This window comes from Litorimonas sp. RW-G-Af-16, from assembly GCF_048319245.1.
In the GTDB taxonomy this organism is placed as follows: Bacteria; Pseudomonadota; Alphaproteobacteria; order Caulobacterales; family Maricaulaceae; genus Litorimonas.
The window spans coordinates 836,910-855,888 of sequence record NZ_CP166993.1 but is presented as its reverse complement, the minus strand read 5'-3'; the positions used below and the strand labels follow the sequence as shown (position 1 = coordinate 855,888).

Below are 18,979 nucleotides of genomic sequence, written 5' to 3'. Positions count from 1 at the left end.
CTTAGACGGGCCTTAGACAAAAACCAAGAATTAAGTCAAGATTTCGCCTTAATTGGCGCGATACTTGAACGGCTTCCTCTAACTGGCTGACATTGGGACGCCGAAACGATTTGAGGACTGGATATGATCGCGAATTTACTGCCGGCTGTTATAATGTTTGCTATCACTGTGAGTGTGGCAACTTTGTTCTTCGTCCCTGTCACACGTTTTCCCGCTAAAAATGAGCTGATTAATTTCTATTGGGCAGGTTTTTGGGTATTCCTCGCGGTCATTGCGTCAATCGCGGGCGGTGTGAACACACTGATGATCGTCGACTTTAACAGCTATGCCATCGCCAATGCGCTGCTCTTTGCGACGATAAGCTGCTTCATTTGTTTTGTCGTGTTCGGATGGTTCCGCTTGTCCGCGACGGCTCTCTTGGCAGGTGCCGCCCGTATCAAAGCTCGCTTCTAGCGATCCTTTTCTAACGTCCTTGCGCTGGCGCTGCGCCCGCGAGGCCGTCTAGCGACTCCGTCACTACGGCCACACTTGGACGAGATGTTTGGGTTGCCATTGGCGCATCGGGATCAGTCGGCACATTGCTGTTCACCGCAGGTACTTTCACATCATCATGCAGCGACCCAAAGAGGCTTTGCTGCGCTTGTTCCGCTGTCAGAGCTTGGTAATTCGCGGCTTCAGCTTGAAGCTGGGCACGGCGCTGTGCATAGGCTTGAGGGGCATTGCTGTGTGTGACGGGGGTTTGTGCTGAGGCGCGCGGCATGGCGGCGGATGATTGTGGAGGGCGTTGCGGCGTCATGTGTGCGCGCGATTGCGGCATTTGGGGGCGTTGCATCTGCTGAGGCGCTGGACGCTCGAAATTGCCCCGCGAACGCGCGGGAGCACGGCGCTGCTGTTGCATTTGTGGACTAGCGTAGCCTTGTTGCTGATAGGTTTGCGGTTGAGCGGCCTGTTGCGAGCGCGGCGGCATTTGACCTTGCTGCATTTGGCGCTGTTGCGGCGCAGCTTGAGGGGTCACACCCTGCCCGTCTAACATCGGGCGAAAACGCGGGGCTTGAGGCGCGGATTGAACGCGCGGATCATAAGATAGACGCGGAGATTGCGGATTGCGCGGTGCAGTCGCCAGTTGCTGAGGGTGCCGAGTTTGCTGAGTTTGCTGGCGATAGCGATTTTGCTGCGCTGTCAGGCTCTCGCCTTGGGTGGATAGCGGTGCGACGCGGCGCTGCGTCGAAGCGTTCTGTGCAGCGCGTTGCTGCGGCACTGCTTCGCGCACAACACGCCTATTGCCCACACGCGTGACATTGCTGCGCGGCTTTGCGCTAACAGTCGTGCCGACCCGAACTGTGTTTGATCCGCCTTGCATGACGCGGGACGAAATCGGCGCCGAGTTGACGCCCAATCCGCTGATCGAAATCTGACTTGGCACGGGGGTTGATACCGAAGAGATAAATTCGCAGACACCCGGCGCTTTCGGATTGGCTTTGACATAATTCCAACCTCGGCATTGGGCATCCCCTGCGCATTGATTATCGCAAATATCCGCACCGCCCGCGACCACGCTGTGATACGGTGATACCTGGGCGGTACATGCCCAGATCCGCCGCAAAAGCAGGGGCACTCATCAAGACAGTGGCAGATAGAATAGACAGGATACGCATGGCTCACTCCGAGTGGGAATTGATTCTCCCGCTCACAATGCCCGCCAAGCGTTAGCACTTGGTTAACCGTGTTTGTTAAGGGTTGCTATTTACGCGGCGCAGATCGCGCAATCGCGGCTAAGCTATCCATTTCAAGGCTCGCACCGCCGATCAGTGCGCCGTTGACATTTGCAACAGCAAGGATGTCCTGCGCGTTTGCTGGCTTGACCGAACCTCCATAAAGAATACGCACATTCGGCCCAACTGCACTGCGAATGGCGGCGTGCATATCTGCAATATCATCCATCGTCGGGACTTTGCCTGTCCCAATCGCCCAAATTGGTTCATAGGCGATCACATCAACGAAATCTGGCACGGAGGCTTCGATCTGCGCCAAGACTGTCGCGATAGCCTCGCCAACCTCCCGTTGCGCCAAACTCTCGCCAACACAGACAATCGCGGTTAGCCCTGCCCGTTTGGCCGCTTCCGCTTTCGCGCGCACATCGGCGTTGGTTTCGCCAGCGGCACGACGTTCGGAATGGCCGATGATCACGTAGCTCGCGCCGGCATCTGCCAACATTTCTGCGGACACTTCGCCCGTATGTGCGCCGCTGACGTCTGCGTGGCAGTTCTGGGCGCCAATATAAATACTCAGCGGACTGCCTAAAACGTGCATTGTCGACACCATTGTAAACGGCGGACATAGCAATAGATCGACATGCTCTCGCTCGTTCTTGGGCAGCAGCGCGTCCAGCTCCGTCACTTTATCAATCCAGGACATATCGCCGTGCATTTTCCAGTTGGCAGCGATCAGGGGCGTGAGGGATGATTTGTGAGTTTGGGTCATGCGCCATTCTTGCGAGACTAACACGGATTTTGCAAGCCCAACTCCGCTGAAATATCAAGGCTTGCGCTCTTGTAAGCCCCGCCCCAAATCGTTAAGACGACACAGAAATTTACAAGCTCCCAGAGGACTTCATGGCTAATACTATCGGCGGAAAAATCCGAAATGTCTTCGTGGGCACGCTCATCGCGCTGCTTGTGCTGGCCTTTGCTGTGTGGGGCGTGAATGACGTGTTTACGCCAGGCGCGCGAGACGCTGTGCTGAGCGTGGGAGACACCGATGTCAGCGAGCAAGAATTTGACGAAGCTTTCACGCGCCGTCTCCGCCAGATCGCACAAGAACGCGGCGAAGGCCTCACCAATGAAGAAGCCTACCAACAGGGGCTTCATCGCCAAGTTCTGCAAGCCCTACAGACTCAGGCGATCATTTCCGAAGACGCCGATGATCTAGGCATTGGCGTCAATCGCCGCGACGCCCGCAAAATGGTCGAGAGTATTCCCGCCTTTCAAAACGAGTTGACAGGTCAGTTCTCGGAAGAAAAGCTTGATGATGTTTTGAATACAAACCGCATAACACGGGCGCAGTTCGAAAAAGACACCCTCGCCGACATGCGCCGCGAACAGACTGTGCCAGCGATTATTGGCGGGATCGAAGCGCCTGCTGGCTTCGCGACACGCTATTTTGACTTTATCTCTGAGCAGCGCCGCGCGACCGTGTTGACTCTCAACGAAAAAGCCGTTGACCCGATTCCGGAGCCAGATGAGGCAACACTGAAGTCCTATATCGCGGCCAATAGTGCGAGCTACATGGCGCCAGAATATCGCCAAGTGATTATGCTGCGTCTTGAACCATTTGATTTTACGGCAGACCTCGATGTCACCGATCAGGAATTGCGTGAGGCGTTTGATTACCAAGTCGAGCTGGGTCAAATCGGATCGCCAGAGCGCCGCTCTGTCACGTTGATCACGGCCAATGACGAAGAGACTGCAATGACTGCGGCTGCGCGCATGGCTGGCGGAGAAGACCCCGCCCAAATCGCGGCCAGCCTCGGTCTGTCACAGCCCGATGAATTTACGAATGTCGGCAAGAACGGCCTTGTCGAACCACAGAGCGGACAAGCGGCATTTGAGCTTGGCGAAGGTGACGCGAAAGCGGTGCTGGGCAGCCTCGGCACATGGATCGCGGTTTACGTCCCAAGCATAACCCCTGCTGTCGTGCCCGATTTCGACAAAGCGGAAGCCGACGTCCGCAAGACTTTGATGGCAGAAAAAGCCAAGGACAAGCTCTACGACATCACAGGACAAATCGAAGACGAAATGACATTGGGCAAGACGTTGGAAGAAATCGCGGCTGACCTAAATCTGACTTTGTCTGAATATTCTTACATTGACCGCTCTGGCACCACGATTGACGGTATAAAAATGTCAGGTTTTGAGCGCATACCAGGCATTGCGCAAGACGATACTATTTTGCGCGAGATTTTCATATCCGATATGGGCTTTGAAACAGATTTGTTTGAAACAGAGTCGGGTGGCTATGCCTCGATCCGCGTGAACGACATTATCGATACCAAAATGCGCCCGTTCGAAGAGGTCAAAGATCGCGCAACAGCCTTCTGGAAAGCGGAGCAACTGGCCGCCGCGCTGACAGAAAAAGCGATTGAGGTGCAAGGCGAGATCAGAGGCGGTAAGACGTTCGAAGCGGTCAAAGCCGAACTTGGCGAGGGTGCTACACTCACGGAAACGGGTGTCACGCGCACCAATCCACCTCGCAAACTTGGCGGGCTGGTAACAGTTGGCTTGCTAGACGGCAAAGAGGGCGACATCGTGCGCGGCGAAGGCACCTCCCCGCGCGAGCAGCAAATCGCGCGCCTCGACGAAGTGCGCCCAAATCGCGACGCGCTGGCAGGGCAATTCCTCGATGTGCTGCAAGAACGCGCCTCTGCTGAGCTAAGCTCCGATATTCAAGAGGCCTATTCTCGCGCCGTTCTGGCAGAAAATCCGCTGCAAGAATATCCTGCAAAAGTCCGTAGCTCGCTCGGTCTTGACGCTATTGACGAATAGACGCGGTGCATGCCTGACATTACGCCCAGCCCCGCAGATGCCGCCAAAATCAGCGGCCCGCAACTGCTCTATGCGCGTGTGGTCAATGATCTAGATACGCCTGTCTCTGCCTATATGAAAGTCGCAGCGGGCAAGCCATACGCGTTTTTGTTCGAATCTGTCCAAGGCGGCGAAGTTCGCGGTCGCTATAGCTTTTTTGGCTTTGATCCCGATATCATTTGGCGCGCCGAAGGCAATGAGAGCCATGCCTCTTATGATGGCGGCGCGAGTTTTGCGGTATGCGAGGGCAAGCCGCTTGACGCCCTTCGCGCTATTCAAGCCGAGTGCGCTTTTGACCTGCCAGAATTCATCCCACCTATGGCGTCTGGGCTCTTTGGTTATCTGGGCTATGATATGGTGCGGCAGGTGGAGACGTTGCAATCTGATTTGCCCGATCCCATCGGTACGCCAGATGCGATTATGGTGCGCCCGCGCATCGTCTGTATTTTCGATCAAGTTGGCCAAGAAATCATTATCGCCAGCCCACTCTTCCCGGGTGGCAGTTACGCCGACTGCCAAGCCCGCATCGAGTCTGTCGTGCGTGACCTATCCCTGCCAATGCAAGGCGGCGCCGCGCGAGAGGTCGAGATTCCGACAATCACGCCAAGCCTCGGCACAACGCTGGAGCGGTTCAGCGCACGGGTTAAAAAAGCGAAAGATTACATCCTCGCAGGCGACGTGTTCCAAGTCGTAATTGGGCAGCGCCTCTCCGCGCCCTTGCCCGCTAGCCCGTTTGCGCTTTACCGCAGCTTGCGCCGCATGAACCCCTCGCCGTTCCTGTATTTCCTTGATTTCGAAGATCATCAGATCGTCGGCTCTTCACCTGAAATTTTGGTGCGTTTGCGCGACGGCGTTGTCACCATCCGCCCTATCGCTGGCACCCGCCCGCGCGGGAAGACGACTGCGCAGGACTTACAGCACGAAAAAGACTTGTTGGCCGACCCGAAAGAAAACGCGGAACATCTTATGTTATTAGACCTCGACCGCAATGATGTGGGCCGCGTCGCGAAAGCTGGAACTGTGCGCGTCACCGAGAAATTCACGATTGAGCGCTACTCCCACGTCATGCACATCGTCTCCAACGTCGAAGGCGATATTATCGCTAGCCATGACGCGATTTCCGCGCTGTTTGCAGGCTTCCCCGCTGGCACCGTGAGCGGCGCGCCCAAAGTTCGCGCGATGGAAATTATCGACGAGCTAGAAGAGGAAAAGCGCGGTATTTATGCAGGTGCGGTCGGTTATATCAGCTCCAACGGCGATATGGACACAGCGATCGCACTCCGCACAGGTATCGTCAAAGACAACGTCCTGCACGTCCGCGCGGGCGCGGGCATTGTCATGGATTCTGTGCCAAAGCTCGAATTTGAAGAAACGCTGCACAAAGCCGCCGCCCTCTTCCGCGCCGCCGAGCAAAGTGTCAAATTCGGAGGCAATGCCTAATGCTCCTCGTCATCGATAACTACGATAGCTTCACCTATAACCTCGTGCATTACGCGCAGGAATTGGGCGCAGAAACACACGTTATCCGCAATGACGATATGGGCGTGGGGCAAGCGCTGTTGCTCAAGCCGCAAGCTGTGTTATTGTCCCCAGGACCTAAGACACCAAATGAGGCAGGCATCTGTCTCGACTTGATTGCCAAAGCACCTAACGACTTACCCATCCTAGGCATCTGTCTGGGGCAACAAAGTATTGGGCAGGCCTTTGGCGGCAAAGTCATTCGCGCCAAACAAATCATGCACGGCAAGATCAGCCCAATCCACCACGACAATACTGGGCTCTTCGCGGGTCTACCCAACCCGTTTAATGCCACACGCTATCACAGCCTATCTGTCGAACGTGAAAGCCTACCTGATTGTTTGGTCGCAAACGCATGGACGGAGGACGGCGAGATTATGGGTCTGCGCCATGTGTCACGCCCAATCCACGGCCTGCAATTTCATCCAGAATCTATTGCGTCTGAACACGGCCATGACTTGATCGCTGCGTTTTTGGGCCTCGCGGGAATGAAGCTGTAATGGACTTTGGCGTCACATTACGGGCGATCCTGCGCGGCGAACAATCTGACGCGCAAATTCAGGCCTTCTTAGAAGACTTGAATGCGTCTGGTCTGTCGGCAGATCATGTCCGCATTGGTGTCGAGATTATGCGCGAAAACATGACGCCCGCAAACATCCCGAACGCCATCGACATTGTCGGCACGGGCGGCACAGGACTTCATACATTGTCGATCTCCACGGCCTCCGCGCTGGTCTGCGCTGGCGCGGGCGCGCGGGTCGCTAAGCACGGCAATCGCGCGGCTAGCTCGCTGACAGGCACAGCCGACACACTCTCGGAACTCGGCGTCAACCTTGCGGTCACGCCAGAGATCGCGGCAAAATGCGTGGACGTGGCCGGCGTCGGCTTTCTGTTCGCGCCCAACCATCACCCCGCCATGCGCCTTGTTGGCCCCGCTCGCAAAGCGATTGGCGCAAAAACTTTATTCAACCTCCTTGGCCCGATGAGCAATCCTGCCAGCACAGAGCGCATGTTAGTCGGGGTTAGCGACCCCAAATGGCGGCACCTGATGGCAGAGGCATTTGCGGGACTGAACATGGAGCATGTTTGGGTCGTTCACGGCAGTGACGGTCTTGACGAAATCACGACAACTGGCGCGACCTTTGTGTCAGAAATACGCGGCAGCCAAGTGCGGGAGTTTGAAATCGCCCCGCAAATGCACGGCATAGAATTGACCACGATCGATAGCCTACGCGGTGGGCATCCTGCGGAAAATGCCCAAGCCCTGCTCGGCCTGCTCCACGGAGAGCATAGTGATTACCGCGATATTGTGCGACTGAATTCTGGCGCAGCGCTTATGATCGCGGGACTGGCCGACGATGTAAATGCTGGCATAGACCTGGCGACAGAAAGCATTGATAGCGGCAAGGCGCTCGCGGCGCTCGACTTGCTGATCAAGACTTCCAAGGGGGACATCGCCCATGGCTAGCTTGATGGACGCCCCCGATGTGTTGAAGAAAATCGCAGCCTATAAGGCTGGTGAAGTTCAAGACCTCATGGACGATATTTCTATTGAAGATTTACGCGAGATCGCCGCCGATCAACCCGCCCCGCGCGGCTTTGCGGCAGCCATCCAGAACGCGACCCATACCGCCCTAATCTGCGAAGTGAAAAAGGCCAGCCCGTCGAAAGGCGTGATCCGCGAAGATTTCGATCCGGTTGCGATTGCGAAAGCCTACCAAGCGGGCGGTGCGGCGTGCCTATCTGTCCTAACGGACGGTCCAGGCTTTCAAGGGAGCAATGCGATTTTCAAGCAAGTTCGTGCGGCAACCGACCTGCCCCTGCTCCGCAAAGACTTCATGCTTGACCCGATCCAGATTGCGGAGAGTGCCGCGATGGGCGCGGACTGCATCTTGGTCATCATGGCGATGATTGATGACGATACAGCCCGTGCGTTGATAGATGAGGCCACCCGTGTTGGCCTCGATGCGTTAGTAGAAACCCATGACGAGAGCGAGTTGGATCGCGCTCTATCGCTCGGCGCTACGCTGATCGGGATTAATAATCGCGATCTGCGGACGTTTGATACAACGCTCGACACGTTCACGCGTCTCGCCCCGAGAGTTCCCAACCACGTGACCTTAATCGCGGAAAGCGGAATATTCACGAGCGCGGATATTGTACGCCTCGCGAAGGACGGCGCCCATGGCTACCTGATCGGGGAAAGCCTCATGCGGCAAGATAATGTTGAGGCCGCGACACGGGACTTGGTCGGAACCTAAAATCAACGCTAACTCGAACACCCTTTGACATGACCTTTTTACACGCCCCCTTGACACGACAAAGAACATCAGTAGAACAGATAGAAATGTTGCCCCTTTGTTCGGAGACGTGTTGTGCTGACGCAAAAACAAAAAGACCTGCTTTTACTCATTGATCGGAAGATCAAAGCGACTGGCGTGCCGCCGTCTTATGACGAGATGAAAGACGCGCTCGGGCTGGCGAGTAAATCTGGGATTCACCGCCTGATTACGGCTTTGGAAGAACGCGGCTTTATTCGTCGATTGCCCAACAAAGCGCGCGCGTTGGAAGTGCTGCAACTGCCCGAAGATTATGTGCAGGTCGCGCCAAAATCCGCCAAATCTTATGAAATGCAAGAGCCCGCGAATGATAGTTATGAAATTCCGTTTGTGGGCAAGATCGCGGCAGGTTCACCCATTCCCGCGATTGAAGACGCCTACAATTTGATCGCTGTGCCGCCCAATATGATGGGTAATGGCGATCACTATGCGCTACAGATTGAAGGCGAATCCATGATTGGCGCAGGTATCCTAGACGGTGACATTGTTGTGATCCGCCGCGCGAATACGGCCCGGAATAACGAGATCGTCGTAGCCTTAGTTGATCAAGAAGAAGCCACGCTCAAGCGTATCTACAAATCTGGTGGGCAAGTTGAGTTGATCGCCGAAAATCCTGAATTTCCAACACGTAGCTTCGGCCCTGACCGAGTAGAAGTACAAGGCGTCTTAGTCGGGCTGGTTCGCAGCTATCAATAGCGGGCTGTTTTAGATTTGCTCTATCGCTGAGCATGTGACCATGGGCGATTGCGATCTTTATCTCGCGCATAGCTGATTTTGATTTCGGCCTCTGTGATATGCACACTAGCCGCTCCACCTGCACGCAGGGTACGCTCATCTATTAGTTTCGCACTGCAGTTCCGCCGTGCCACAGGGCCAGCAGACCTGACCGTTAGGACAACTAAATCAGACGCGTCACATTCCTCTGGCACTTCAGACGGATGCTGCAGGATTGATACTTTGCGGCCATTGACCATGACGCGGCACGCCAGTTGATCGCACAGCGCTTCTCCATCCTCATACCGCCCGCGCACGGCCCCGACCTCACCAGCTTGCCGCGCAAATTGGTCGCGGCCATAGCGATCTCCGCGTGAACGGTCTGTCAGCAGAGTCATCTCGCCCAGATCATCTGTCTGCCAAAACGCGACACGCCCCACATCGCTCACCCGCAAATGCGGCGTTTTCGCGGCCCCCCAAAGCAGCAAACTAAGAGCCATGAACATAGCGCCCGCCCCCCTCACCCATTTTGGCCCCAAACATATCGCAACAAAGGCGGCCGAAAATAACGGCAAGACATAGCTCGGGGCGGAGGCTGCGTAGAATACAACGCCCTCCAAGCCTGCCACCCAATGTGCAGCTGCCAAGATATAACTAATCGCCGCGCCCATCATTTGCAGCGGCCAATATTCAAGCCCCAACGGTATGGTGAGCAGCACAACGACCGCCAACGGCATCACGGCCAAGCTAAAAATCGGCATCGCTGCCAAATTTCCAAGCAAGCCGTAGCGTGCAATGCGGTTAAAGTGAAACAAGGCAAAGCCGCCCGTGGCCAGTCCTGCCACAAAACTGGTCACAGACAGTGAGGTCATAAAATTCACCCCCGTCGAAACAGGCCATGCCTCACATAGGCGGGGCGGTATCGCTGCCACGCCTGATAGGTCACGATTAAGGCGGCCACCGCCGCGAATGACATCTGAAACCCGACACTGACCAAGGCTTCGGGATGCAAAGCCAGCGTGATTAACGCGGCCAAGGCGACAGAGCGGAGAGACAAAGCGCGTCTGTCTAAAATCACGGCGAGAAACACAATGATCGCCATGATAAAAGCGCGCTGCGTTGCAACGCTGGCGCCTGACAAAACGAGATAGGTCATCGCGGCCGCAATGCCGAACATGGCAGCGGGTTTTCGTACATCCATCCGCCGCGCAAGCCACGGGATACACGCCAACAAGAATGTCACCGCAGAGAAGACTCCCCCGCCAGCAACCCCATATGCAACCCTGAAATCGCGAGGATGTGCGCGAGGCCAGACACGCGCAAATCTTCGACTTGATTGGGTGGAATGTAGCGGCGCACACCCGTAATCAGCGCCGTTTGCAACCCTGCCGTCTCTGTGGGTGCCTCCGCGTAAATTCGCTCCGCCAGACCGTAACGCCAGCGCACAACGGCACGGGACAGTTTATCTCGCAAACCCAACTCTACGTCGTCCAAGACTTGCGGCGCCCCGTAAGTAAAGCCAAAGCCCCCAATTTCTTGGAAATAGGCGGCGCGCGCAGGATTATATCCACCCGGCAGAGCGGCATCAGACGGAGCTTTCGCCGCGCCCCGCACACGCACAGTCTGCCCCGCTTTAACATCGCTATTTTTGGCTGTGATGCGGAGGCGCACGGATTTAGGCCAAGCAGCCTCTGGCAACCGCTCAACCTCCGTGATCCGCAGATGGATGCGTTCGCCTGTGCCTGATCGCTCAATCGCTTCAACCCATCCCGTAAAGCTATAGCTGCGTTCCGATTGTCGCAGTTTCGGGCTGTCTGCCGCTGCCGTATGCCAATTTGCGCGAGCGGCGCCGACCCAAATAAGCAGCGCAACCAATGCCCAACCATGCCAGGGCGCGGCGTCTTTCCGCGTGGCCCAGACGGCAACGGCTAAGACCAGACCGATCGCGCAGATCCAAACCCAGCTCGGCTCGAACGGGGCCGCAAAATAGATCGCGATGCCAATCCCGAAACAGACCACACCGCCCAGCACGGTCGGCACATAATCTCGCGCACGAACACTCAAATTCTGCAAACGAAACGCTGGGCGCAAACCCGCTATCCACACGGAACTCCACGGCATTTTTGTGTTTTGACTATTCATCCCACCCATCATGTGAGATACAGCCTCGAAACCCGCAGAGATGCAACACTTATTGAGATTTTGCTTATGAGCGCCCGCCCTATTCGCACCCGTTTTGCCCCGTCACCCACGGGATTTTTGCATATTGGTGGTGCGCGAACAGCGCTCTTTAATTACTATTTCGCCAAACATGTGGGCGGTGAATTTCACCTGCGGATTGAAGACACTGACAAAGCGCGATCGACACCCGAAGCCACGCAAGCGATCCTTGATGGCCTAGAGTGGCTCGGCCTGAGCTATGACGGCGAGATTGTCTACCAAAGCCAGAACGCAGATGCCCACGCGGCAGCAGCACAGACGTTACTAGACAAGGGCTTGGCCTATCGCTGCCCATTGGACGGCGCAGCGTTGGAAACTGAACGAGATTTGTGCCGCGCGGCTGGCACAGCCTTCCGATCCCCTTACCGTGATAAAACTTCTCCGGCAGGTGCGATCCGCTTTCGCGTGCCAGAGGGGCAGACGAAAATTCACGATTATGTTCAGGGTAATATTACGTGGGAAAACGAGAATTTTGACGATCTTGTTCTGCTGCGCGAAGACGGCACGCCGACCTACATGCTGGCCGTTGTTGTCGATGACCATAATATGGGCATCACCCATGTGGTGCGCGGGGATGATCACCTGATCAATGCAGGACGACAGCAGCAGCTATATGCAGCGCTAGGCTGGGACATACCAGAATGGGCACATGTGCCGTTGATCCATGGGCCAGACGGGAAGAAGCTCTCTAAACGCCACGGCGCACTCGGCGTGGAGGCCTATCGCGATATGGGGTACTTGCCAAGCGGTTTGCGCAATTATCTGGTCAAGCTGGGATGGTCACATGGTGACGCAGAACTTTTCTTCTCTGACGCCGAAATAGCAAAGGTCTTCACGCTGGACGGGATCAACAGTTCGCCCGCAAGGCTGGACTTTGACAAGATGGACCATATTAACGGGCAGCACATGGCGCGCGCAGAGGATGCGACAATTTTGGAGCTTAGCCTTCCGTTTTTGAACGCGGTCAATGGAGGCCCCCTCACCGACACAGTTAAGGCACGCATTTCTGACGCCATGAGCGATTTAAAGACACGCGCTAAGACACTGAAAGATATACCAGATCAAGCAGCCTACCTGATGCTGCAGCGACCTTTGACGATCGCAGGTAAAGCAGCGAAACCTTTGCGCAAGGACGGCGTTATGCCTTTGCTCGACGCTTTGACTTTTGAGTTAAAATCAGTCAAAAGCGCGGCGTGGACGGCGGAGAACATTCAGGCTGTCTTTGATAGCTTTATGTCAAAACATGAAATTGGTTTTGGCAAGATCGGGCAGCCCGTTCGCGCGGCATTGACCGGTGGCGCGCCATCCCCCGATCTCTCGGCGGTCTTGGCGTATTTGGGACAAGAGGAAGTAATCGGACGGTTGTCCGACGCACTTCAGATGACATTTGATGAATAGATAGGAACAAACCTCGATGGAAAATAAAATCAAGAACACCGGCACGGCGACTGTCAACATCGGCGATAAAAGCTATGACTTGCCGATCTATAGCGGCTCGCTTGGTGCGCCCGCCATAGATGTGCGCGCGCTGCACAAAGCCTCAGGTCACTTCACATTCGATCCTGGTTATACATCGACATGTTCCACCGAGAGCCAGATCACTTTCATCGACGGCAATAAAGGGCAGTTGCTCTACCGTGGTTACGGCATTGAAGAACTGGCAGAGAAATCCACATTTCTCGAAGTTGCCTACCTCCTGATCCACGGCGAATTGCCGAATAAGGCTCAGAACATATCCTTCACCAATACTATCACAAATCACACGATGCTACATGATCAGGTAGAGAGCTTCTTCCACGGTTTCCGCCGCGACGCACATCCCATGGCGATGATGACAGGCACAGTCGGCGCACTTTCTGGTTTTTACCATGACGACGCGCATACAACGGAAAATGAAGCGCGCGACATGGCAATTCATCGTCTGATCGCAAAAATTCCGACGATCGCTGCGCGAGCCTATAAATACTCAATAGGTCAGCCGACCGTGTATCCGCGTAATGATCTATCTTATGCTGAGAATTTCCTAAACATGTGTTTCTCTGTACCAGCAGAGCCTTACCATATTAGCCCGACTATCGCTCGCGCAATGGACAAGATTTTCATCCTGCATGCCGATCATGAACAAAACGCCTCGACGTCGACAGTGCGCTTGGCTGGCTCCTCTGGTGCCAACCCATATGCGTGTATTGCAGCGGGCATTGCCTGTCTTTGGGGACCATCTCACGGCGGCGCGAATGAGGCGTGCCTGAACATGCTCCAAGAAATTGGGACGGTAGACCGTATTCCTGAATTTATCGCCCGCGCGAAAGATAAATCTGATCCCTTCCGCCTGATGGGCTTTGGTCACCGCGTGTATAAGAATTTTGACCCACGGTCTCGCGTGATGCAAAAAGTGGCACATGAAGTGCTGGACGAATTAGACCTGAAAAATCCAATTCTTGACGTTGCCAAAGAGCTTGAGAAAATCGCGCTAGAAGACGAGTATTTCGTTGAGAAGAAGCTTTACCCGAATGTCGATTTCTATTCTGGTATCGTATTGTCAGCCCTTGGCTTCCCAACCTCTATGTTCACCGTCCTATTTGCGCTTGCGCGGACTGTCGGTTGGATTTCGCAGTGGAACGAGATGCTCGAAGATCCGAGCCAACGCATTGGTCGCCCGCGTCAGCTCTATACAGGCGCGACGGAGCGTAGCTACATCCCAATGGATAAGCGTTAGAGGCTTAGGCCCTCCGCGAGAATATCGATAATAGCCAGCGCCGCACGGTCGCTGGCTTTCCCGCCCTCGCCGCGCATTTTATCAGTTTGATCCAAGAGCGCCCTTGCGGCGCTTTTTTCTTGCGCGGGGTCACAGAGATAGGTCGCGACAGCCTCCGCCAACACCTCACCCGTCACGTCATCCTGAATAAATTCTGGCATCAATAATGCGTCAGCGGCGATATTCACGATTGAGATATAATCAGGCTTAAATAAGCGTTTGGCCGCAAAATACGTTAGCCCTGCCAACTTATACGCCACAACGGTCGGCACCCCTGCAGAGGCCAGTTGCGTCGTCATAGTGCCAGAGCAAGCCAAGGCCACACGACTAGCCGCCATGGTATCAATTTTGCGGTCTTCAGGCAGGAAGATCACCTCTTGCAGACGGAGATCTTCGCCCGCTTTGCCCAAGACAATCTTGCTCACGGAATTGGAAACGGGGCTGATGAAGGCGAGGTCGGGAAACTCCATTCGCAATAATTCTATCGCGTCCGCAAAAGGTGCGGCCAAGCGCGCTATCTCTGACGGGCGACTGCCAAAAAAGATAGAGACAATCGGACGCTCGCCCAAATCATATTGATCCCGCAAAGACTGCCCGTCGCCCGCGCGGTAATCCGTATCAAATACGGGATTGCCAACGTAATGGACTGGCAGGTACATACTGTTCGAAATAGGGTGCATCAAAGCTATGGATTGTTAGCAAGTGGTCGACATGACGCGCCAGAATTTTCGCCCGCCCTTCCCGCATCGCCCACACTTGCGGCGCAACATATTTGATGATCTTGCCTGTATAGCCTTGCTTGCGAAGTTCTTTCGCCACACGGATCATAAAGCCCCAACTATCGATCAAGACGACCGCATCAGCCCCGCTTTGCATAATCCGCTGCCCAGCTTCATAGACTTTGCGCAAAATCATCGGGTAGGATTTTAAACCTTCGACAAAGCCCAATATAGCGAGGCCGTCAATATCCATCTGGCTTGGTACACCAACAGCGCTCATCGCGCGTCCACCAATCCCTGCAAATGTCAGGTCTGACTGTTGGCTGCGCAAAGCTGTCACCAACTCCGCCCCCAAATGATCAGCGGAGTTTTCAACCGCGAGGATGAAGACCTTAGTCAACGTCTAAGCCTTTGGGATGCCAACGATGAAAATACCCAATTCATCCGCCAAACGAATGACGTCTCTGCGGTCAATCACGAAAGCACGCCCTTCTTCCGCGACGATCCCCGCAAGGCCAGCTTCGGCAGCTAAGCGCACCGTCTCTGGTCCCAATGTCGGGAGGTCCACACGATCATCTTGGCTCGGCTTGATGAGTTTGGCGAGAACGCCTTGATCCTTGGGACGTATAGCGGGAGGCAGATCAGCGATGCGCTTCAACATGGCGTCTGTGCCTTCTTGCGCTTCAACGGCCAGCACCACGCCTTGGCTGACCACTGCGCCCTGACCAATGTCGAGGCGACCGATTTCGCGAGCAATTTCGCAAGCTTTTAAGGCATCATCACGAAAGACTTTGGACAGCCCAATCGTTCCCAGCGCACCTTCACCGAGGAGTAAATCCTCGCAAATCTCTTGCGGGGAAACGACAATCAGCCCCTCTTTTTCAAAAAGGCCAAGTATATGGCGCAACAGAGCATCATCGCCCTGTCCCGCCGCGCGGATCGCGCCTGGCAAGTGGCGCATGCCTTTCAGGTCAGGTTTGACCTGACTAAAATCGGGGCGCTTGACGATGCCCGCAAAGCACACATGGGTCGCTTTGGCTTTCTTGAGAGCTTTGACCATATGGCCGAATTGCCCAAGGCTCAGCACTTGCGCAGCGGAGTAATCGCTCGCCTTGGCAAAGCCGTCCAGCGCGATTGTCGTAACTAACCGCGCGCCAGCCGCATGCGCCACATAGATTGGTAGCTTTCCGCCGCCCGCGACCAAGCCTAATCTCATCTCATTAGCCATGCTCGCTACCGCCCCGTATTCGGCATACAGATTGAGCGGTTTTCTTGCGCCCGGATAAAACTCACAATTTCCATGACTAGATCGTGGTCGTGATAGACTTTGGCCGCATCGTCGAGCCGTTCTGCAAATGTGCCCTCTTGGGCAAATAAAAGGCGGTAAGCCGAGCGCATATCGCGAATATGTTCGCGCGAGAAACCGCGCCGCTTCAGGCCGACAACATTCAACCCCGCCAGATGCGCTGCGTTTCCAATCACAAATCCGTAAGGAATGACATCTGTCGTGACGGTCGCCATACCGCCAATAAAGGCGTGATTGCCAATGCGGGTATGTTGGTGGATCGCGCAGAGGCCCCCCAAAATAACGTGATCGCCAATCGTGACATTGCCGCCAATCTGCGCCCCGTTCGAGACAATCACGTGATTGCCCATCTGTCCTTCATGCGCCAGATGCGTGCCGACCATGAAGTAACAATCATGGCCAATCCGCGTCACGGGCTCCCCTACATCTACGCCGGGATGAATATTGACGTTTTCGCGAAAGGTGCAACGCTCGCCGATTTCGATACGCACGGGGCCGCCTTTGTGCTTAAAATCTTGGGGCGGGTAACCCATAGAAACGAAGGGATAAAGCTTGCTATCCGCGCCAATCGTTGTGTCACCATCGAGGTTCACATGCCCGATCAATTCGACATTATCGCCTAACTTCACATCAGGCCCGACGACACAATACGGCCCAATTTTGATATTTTTCCCAAGGGTTGCGCCTTCAGCAATAATCGCGGTTGTGTGGATCGTTTGGCTCATAATCTTGCCTTAAAATGTCATCTGTGTGGCGGCAAATTTCAGCTCAGCCGCGACGATGTCGCCAACCGAAGCTGAACCTTCAAATTTGTAATAGCCTGCACGGGCGCGCGTAATTCGTGCTTTCACCGTCAGGGTTTCATTGGGATAGACGGGTCGACGGAACTTTGCCTGCTCGACACCTGAAAAGGCGATAAAGCTGCCCTCGCTCAAGCCCGTATTCAACGAAACAATCAATGCTCCTGCTTGCGCGACAGTTTCAATTAGTAAGACGCCCGGCATGATCGCGAGGTCTGGGAAGTGACCTTCGAAAAAAGGCGATGCAGGATCAACGAATGATGTCGCCTCGATCCAATCCTCGCCCAAAGCGGTGACTTCATTGATGAAAAACATCGGATCACGGTGCGGCAGGAAGTCTTTGATCTGTTCTCTGGAAATAGGAAATGTCAGCCCGTGCGCCATGCTCAACTCTCGGTTTTCTTAATTAATTTACGGGTCGCCGTGACGATCCTCATATGCTCGCGAATGGGCATAGCGGGCACCCCGCTCCACATCTCGCCCGCAGGGACATCATGCATAACGCCCGCACTGGCCGCTAAAATAGCACCGTCACCAATGGTGATATGGTCGGCAAGCCCAACACGACCGCCAAATTGACAGCCTTTCCCGATGACGCAGCTGCCTGAGATTCCCGTATGCGCCGCCATCATTGTGCCAGATCCAATCTGCACATTGTGGCCGATCTGCACTTGGTTATCGAGTTTCACATCATCGCCCAGCACAGTATCACCCAGTTGTCCGCGATCGACGCAGGTCTGCGAGCCAATGCTGACCCGGTCACCCACAATGACACGGCCGAGATGTGGGATATTTACGATACCTGCTTCGTCTTTATCGACGCCGAATCCCGTTCCGCCAATAACTGCACCAGATTTAATCCGACACTCCGCGCCAATTACGCAAAAGGACAGCAAGACATGCGGTTCAATGACGGTGTTCTCGCCGACTTCAACGCCGTGCATCAACACGCTATAAGCGCCAATATGCGCACCTGCTTTGATCGTGACACCCTCACCAACGATAGCTGTCGGGTGAATAATGGCACTGTCGGCAATGTTCGTCTTCGTCAAAGCCGAGGTCTGGCTCACCAATTTATTGCAGACGCGGGCGAAATGGGCGCGGGGGGTGTCGCTAATGATCGCAATGATCTGCTGTTCACCCACGGCAGAAGCCAGCTTTGGCGGCACGAAACAGGCTGTGGCTTTGGCTGTCGCGAGCGCGTCTTTGCGGCGTTTATTTTGGAAAAACGTGATCTCGGCAGGCTGGCTGGTCGATAAAGCAGACGGTGCTGAGATCACCTCATCGAGGAATTTGCCGTCTAATGTTTCAACATCAAGGCCAGCAATAGCGTCGCCCAAAGTCATGGGCGGTCGCAAGGTATAGAAGCGCGGGTCAATCATAACCCGTTCCTAAGGGTATTTGTCCTGCCTCTCAATTCAAACTTTGAGGCAGGACGGTAATATGGTTGGCGCCGTCCTATTGACGCGGCAGACGCTCGCGCGTGACAGGCACAGTGCGGAGCTGTGAATTCAAGCGAGAAATCACAGTATCCGTCACATCCGCAGGATCACCGTAGATCACAAGAGAGCGTTCCAGAACGATGTCCGCATTGCGCTCTGCGACAAGGGCTTTCAAGATGTCGCGAAGTTTTGTTTGCACTTGCTGCACCGCTTTGGCTTCGGTGATTTGTAGTTCGCGTTGCTTGTAAGCTCCGTCTTCACGGACTTTCAACTGGTCAGCTTGGAAGTTTTTGATTTGCTGTTGAAGGGCGGTATTGCCTTGCAGGTCTTGTGCTGTTTTACCTTTAAGCTGCGCTTCGAGCGACTTAGCTTGGCTTTCCAGTGGCGACGCTTTGGCTTTAAACTCGGCGTCCATAGACTTTGAAATTGTCTCTAGCTGACGTGCAATGTGCTTCCCTACCTCGGAGTCGCGCAGGACACGCTGCGTATCAACGACAAGGATTGTGCTTTGTGCGAAGGCAGCCGCGCTAAAACATAGGCTGAGGACTGCACCGAAAAAGACAGTGCGGAATAATTTAAATGACAT

The 18,979-nt window shown here is 54.9% G+C and carries 22 protein-coding genes; 9 read left to right on the top strand and 13 right to left on the bottom strand.

The window, feature by feature from the left end; genetic code table 11:
- Window positions 1-123: 123 nt before the first annotated feature.
- Window positions 124-453, top strand: coding sequence for a hypothetical protein (locus AB8615_RS04255; protein ID WP_409433688.1), 330 nt, complete (start codon window positions 124-126; stop codon window positions 451-453).
- Window positions 454-463: 10 nt separating this feature from the next.
- Here the strand turns inward: AB8615_RS04255 and AB8615_RS04250 are convergent, their stop codons facing one another.
- The 3 genes from AB8615_RS04250 to tpiA form a co-directional block, all read right to left on the bottom strand.
- Window positions 464-1,555, bottom strand: coding sequence for a hypothetical protein (locus tag AB8615_RS04250; RefSeq protein ID WP_418152784.1), 1,092 nt, complete (start codon window positions 1,553-1,555; stop codon window positions 464-466).
- Window positions 1,524-1,655 carry a hypothetical protein gene (locus AB8615_RS04245; RefSeq protein WP_418152783.1) on the bottom strand — a complete coding sequence of 44 codons (132 nt, stop codon included), beginning with the start codon at window positions 1,653-1,655 and terminating at the stop codon, window positions 1,524-1,526. Before AB8615_RS04245 ends, AB8615_RS04250 begins: the two co-directional genes overlap by 32 nt.
- Window positions 1,656-1,740: 85 nt before the next feature.
- Window positions 1,741-2,481, bottom strand: coding sequence for a triose-phosphate isomerase (gene tpiA / locus AB8615_RS04240; RefSeq protein ID WP_409433686.1), 741 nt, complete (start codon window positions 2,479-2,481; stop codon window positions 1,741-1,743).
- A 131-nt stretch (window positions 2,482-2,612) separates the two neighbouring features.
- Here tpiA and AB8615_RS04235 point away from each other — a divergent pair, with 131 nt between their 5' ends.
- The 6 genes from AB8615_RS04235 (at window position 2,613) to lexA (ending at window position 9,133) form a co-directional block, all read left to right on the top strand.
- Entirely contained in the window at window positions 2,613-4,541 is a 1,929-nt protein-coding gene (locus AB8615_RS04235; protein ID WP_409433685.1) for a peptidylprolyl isomerase, read from the top strand.
- A 9-nt stretch (window positions 4,542-4,550) separates the two neighbouring features.
- Entirely contained in the window at window positions 4,551-6,020 is a 1,470-nt protein-coding gene (gene trpE / locus AB8615_RS04230) for an anthranilate synthase component I (protein WP_418152780.1), read from the top strand.
- Complete coding sequence (locus tag AB8615_RS04225) at window positions 6,020-6,598, top strand: anthranilate synthase component II (protein ID WP_409433683.1); 579 nt, start codon at window positions 6,020-6,022, stop codon at window positions 6,596-6,598. The genes trpE and AB8615_RS04225 overlap by 1 nt, the downstream gene beginning before the upstream one ends.
- Window positions 6,598-7,566 carry an anthranilate phosphoribosyltransferase gene (gene trpD / locus AB8615_RS04220; protein WP_409433682.1) on the top strand — a complete coding sequence of 323 codons (969 nt, stop codon included), beginning with the start codon at window positions 6,598-6,600 and terminating at the stop codon, window positions 7,564-7,566. The genes AB8615_RS04225 and trpD overlap by 1 nt, the downstream gene beginning before the upstream one ends.
- Entirely contained in the window at window positions 7,559-8,359 is an 801-nt protein-coding gene (gene trpC, locus AB8615_RS04215; RefSeq protein ID WP_409433681.1) for an indole-3-glycerol phosphate synthase TrpC, read from the top strand. Before trpD ends, trpC begins: the two co-directional genes overlap by 8 nt.
- A 114-nt stretch (window positions 8,360-8,473) precedes the next feature.
- The gene (gene lexA / locus AB8615_RS04210) at window positions 8,474-9,133 is read left to right on the top strand and encodes a transcriptional repressor LexA (protein ID WP_409433680.1); all 660 of its coding nucleotides are present in this window, start codon (window positions 8,474-8,476) and stop codon (window positions 9,131-9,133) included.
- 20 nt (window positions 9,134-9,153) lie between these two features.
- On the opposite strand, the gene AB8615_RS04205 is transcribed toward lexA, so the two are convergent.
- From AB8615_RS04205 to AB8615_RS04195, 3 genes are read right to left on the bottom strand one after another with little or no spacing between them, the layout of a single operon-like run.
- Window positions 9,154-10,023, bottom strand: a complete 870-nt coding sequence (locus tag AB8615_RS04205) for a ComEC/Rec2 family competence protein (RefSeq protein WP_418152777.1) — start codon at window positions 10,021-10,023, stop codon at window positions 9,154-9,156.
- Between the two features lie 5 nt (window positions 10,024-10,028).
- Window positions 10,029-10,394, bottom strand: a complete 366-nt coding sequence (locus AB8615_RS04200; RefSeq protein ID WP_418152775.1) for a ComEC/Rec2 family competence protein — start codon at window positions 10,392-10,394, stop codon at window positions 10,029-10,031.
- A complete protein-coding gene (locus tag AB8615_RS04195; protein ID WP_418152773.1) occupies window positions 10,391-11,272 on the bottom strand; it encodes a ComEC/Rec2 family competence protein in 882 nt (293 codons plus the stop codon). The genes AB8615_RS04200 and AB8615_RS04195 overlap by 4 nt, the downstream gene beginning before the upstream one ends.
- Before the next feature lie 87 nt (window positions 11,273-11,359).
- Here AB8615_RS04195 and gltX point away from each other — a divergent pair, with 87 nt between their 5' ends.
- Both gltX and AB8615_RS04185 read left to right on the top strand, forming a co-directional pair.
- Window positions 11,360-12,769 carry a glutamate--tRNA ligase gene (gltX, locus tag AB8615_RS04190; protein WP_409433678.1) on the top strand — a complete coding sequence of 470 codons (1,410 nt, stop codon included), beginning with the start codon at window positions 11,360-11,362 and terminating at the stop codon, window positions 12,767-12,769.
- A gap of 16 nt (window positions 12,770-12,785) precedes the next feature.
- On the top strand, window positions 12,786-14,087 hold the full coding sequence (locus AB8615_RS04185; RefSeq protein ID WP_409433677.1) for a citrate synthase: 1,302 nt from the start codon (window positions 12,786-12,788) through the stop codon (window positions 14,085-14,087).
- On the opposite strand, the gene AB8615_RS04180 is transcribed toward AB8615_RS04185, so the two are convergent.
- The 7 genes from AB8615_RS04180 to AB8615_RS04150 form a co-directional block, all read right to left on the bottom strand.
- Window positions 14,084-14,785, bottom strand: coding sequence for a hypothetical protein (locus AB8615_RS04180; RefSeq protein ID WP_418152771.1), 702 nt, complete (start codon window positions 14,783-14,785; stop codon window positions 14,084-14,086). The two genes, AB8615_RS04185 and AB8615_RS04180, sit on opposite strands and share 4 nt — an antisense overlap.
- Window positions 14,745-15,245 carry a hypothetical protein gene (locus tag AB8615_RS04175; protein WP_418152769.1) on the bottom strand — a complete coding sequence of 167 codons (501 nt, stop codon included), beginning with the start codon at window positions 15,243-15,245 and terminating at the stop codon, window positions 14,745-14,747. Before AB8615_RS04175 ends, AB8615_RS04180 begins: the two co-directional genes overlap by 41 nt.
- 3 nt (window positions 15,246-15,248) lie before the next feature.
- Window positions 15,249-16,073, bottom strand: coding sequence for an LpxI family protein (locus AB8615_RS04170; RefSeq protein WP_409433675.1), 825 nt, complete (start codon window positions 16,071-16,073; stop codon window positions 15,249-15,251).
- Between the two features lie 5 nt (window positions 16,074-16,078).
- Complete coding sequence (gene lpxA / locus AB8615_RS04165; RefSeq protein ID WP_409433674.1) at window positions 16,079-16,876, bottom strand: acyl-ACP--UDP-N-acetylglucosamine O-acyltransferase; 798 nt, start codon at window positions 16,874-16,876, stop codon at window positions 16,079-16,081.
- Window positions 16,877-16,885: 9 nt separating this feature from the next.
- Window positions 16,886-17,335 carry a 3-hydroxyacyl-ACP dehydratase FabZ gene (fabZ, locus tag AB8615_RS04160; RefSeq protein ID WP_409433673.1) on the bottom strand — a complete coding sequence of 150 codons (450 nt, stop codon included), beginning with the start codon at window positions 17,333-17,335 and terminating at the stop codon, window positions 16,886-16,888.
- Window positions 17,336-17,337: 2 nt separating this feature from the next.
- Window positions 17,338-18,333, bottom strand: coding sequence for a UDP-3-O-(3-hydroxymyristoyl)glucosamine N-acyltransferase (lpxD, locus tag AB8615_RS04155; protein WP_409433672.1), 996 nt, complete (start codon window positions 18,331-18,333; stop codon window positions 17,338-17,340).
- 76 nt (window positions 18,334-18,409) lie between these two features.
- Entirely contained in the window at window positions 18,410-18,979 is a 570-nt protein-coding gene (locus AB8615_RS04150; RefSeq protein ID WP_409433671.1) for an OmpH family outer membrane protein, read from the bottom strand.

What these genes read in the sequence shown, in the direction of transcription:
- tpiA (WP_409433686.1), bottom strand. Translation starts at nt 2,481, where the DNA reads ATGACCCAAACTCACAAATCATCCCTCACGCCCCTGATCGCTGCCAAC.
- AB8615_RS04255 (WP_409433688.1), top strand. Translation starts at nt 124, where the DNA reads ATGATCGCGAATTTACTGCCGGCTGTTATAATGTTTGCTATCACTGTG.
- fabZ (WP_409433673.1), bottom strand. Translation starts at nt 17,335, where the DNA reads ATGGCGCACGGGCTGACATTTCCTATTTCCAGAGAACAGATCAAAGAC.
- lpxD (WP_409433672.1), bottom strand. Translation starts at nt 18,333, where the DNA reads ATGATTGACCCGCGCTTCTATACCTTGCGACCGCCCATGACTTTGGGC.
- AB8615_RS04180 (WP_418152771.1), bottom strand. Translation starts at nt 14,785, where the DNA reads ATGTACCTGCCAGTCCATTACGTTGGCAATCCCGTATTTGATACGGAT.
- AB8615_RS04245 (WP_418152783.1), bottom strand. Translation starts at nt 1,655, where the DNA reads ATGCGTATCCTGTCTATTCTATCTGCCACTGTCTTGATGAGTGCCCCT.
- AB8615_RS04170 (WP_409433675.1), bottom strand. Translation starts at nt 16,073, where the DNA reads ATGGCTAATGAGATGAGATTAGGCTTGGTCGCGGGCGGCGGAAAGCTA.
- AB8615_RS04205 (WP_418152777.1), bottom strand. Translation starts at nt 10,023, where the DNA reads ATGACCTCACTGTCTGTGACCAGTTTTGTGGCAGGACTGGCCACGGGC.
- AB8615_RS04195 (WP_418152773.1), bottom strand. Translation starts at nt 11,272, where the DNA reads ATGCCGTGGAGTTCCGTGTGGATAGCGGGTTTGCGCCCAGCGTTTCGT.
- AB8615_RS04150 (WP_409433671.1), bottom strand. Translation starts at nt 18,979, where the DNA reads ATGTCATTTAAATTATTCCGCACTGTCTTTTTCGGTGCAGTCCTCAGC.
- AB8615_RS04225 (WP_409433683.1), top strand. Translation starts at nt 6,020, where the DNA reads ATGCTCCTCGTCATCGATAACTACGATAGCTTCACCTATAACCTCGTG.
- AB8615_RS04235 (WP_409433685.1), top strand. Translation starts at nt 2,613, where the DNA reads ATGGCTAATACTATCGGCGGAAAAATCCGAAATGTCTTCGTGGGCACG.
- gltX (WP_409433678.1), top strand. Translation starts at nt 11,360, where the DNA reads ATGAGCGCCCGCCCTATTCGCACCCGTTTTGCCCCGTCACCCACGGGA.
- lpxA (WP_409433674.1), bottom strand. Translation starts at nt 16,876, where the DNA reads ATGAGCCAAACGATCCACACAACCGCGATTATTGCTGAAGGCGCAACC.
- trpC (WP_409433681.1), top strand. Translation starts at nt 7,559, where the DNA reads ATGGCTAGCTTGATGGACGCCCCCGATGTGTTGAAGAAAATCGCAGCC.
- trpE (WP_418152780.1), top strand. Translation starts at nt 4,551, where the DNA reads ATGCCTGACATTACGCCCAGCCCCGCAGATGCCGCCAAAATCAGCGGC.
- trpD (WP_409433682.1), top strand. Translation starts at nt 6,598, where the DNA reads ATGGACTTTGGCGTCACATTACGGGCGATCCTGCGCGGCGAACAATCT.
- AB8615_RS04185 (WP_409433677.1), top strand. Translation starts at nt 12,786, where the DNA reads ATGGAAAATAAAATCAAGAACACCGGCACGGCGACTGTCAACATCGGC.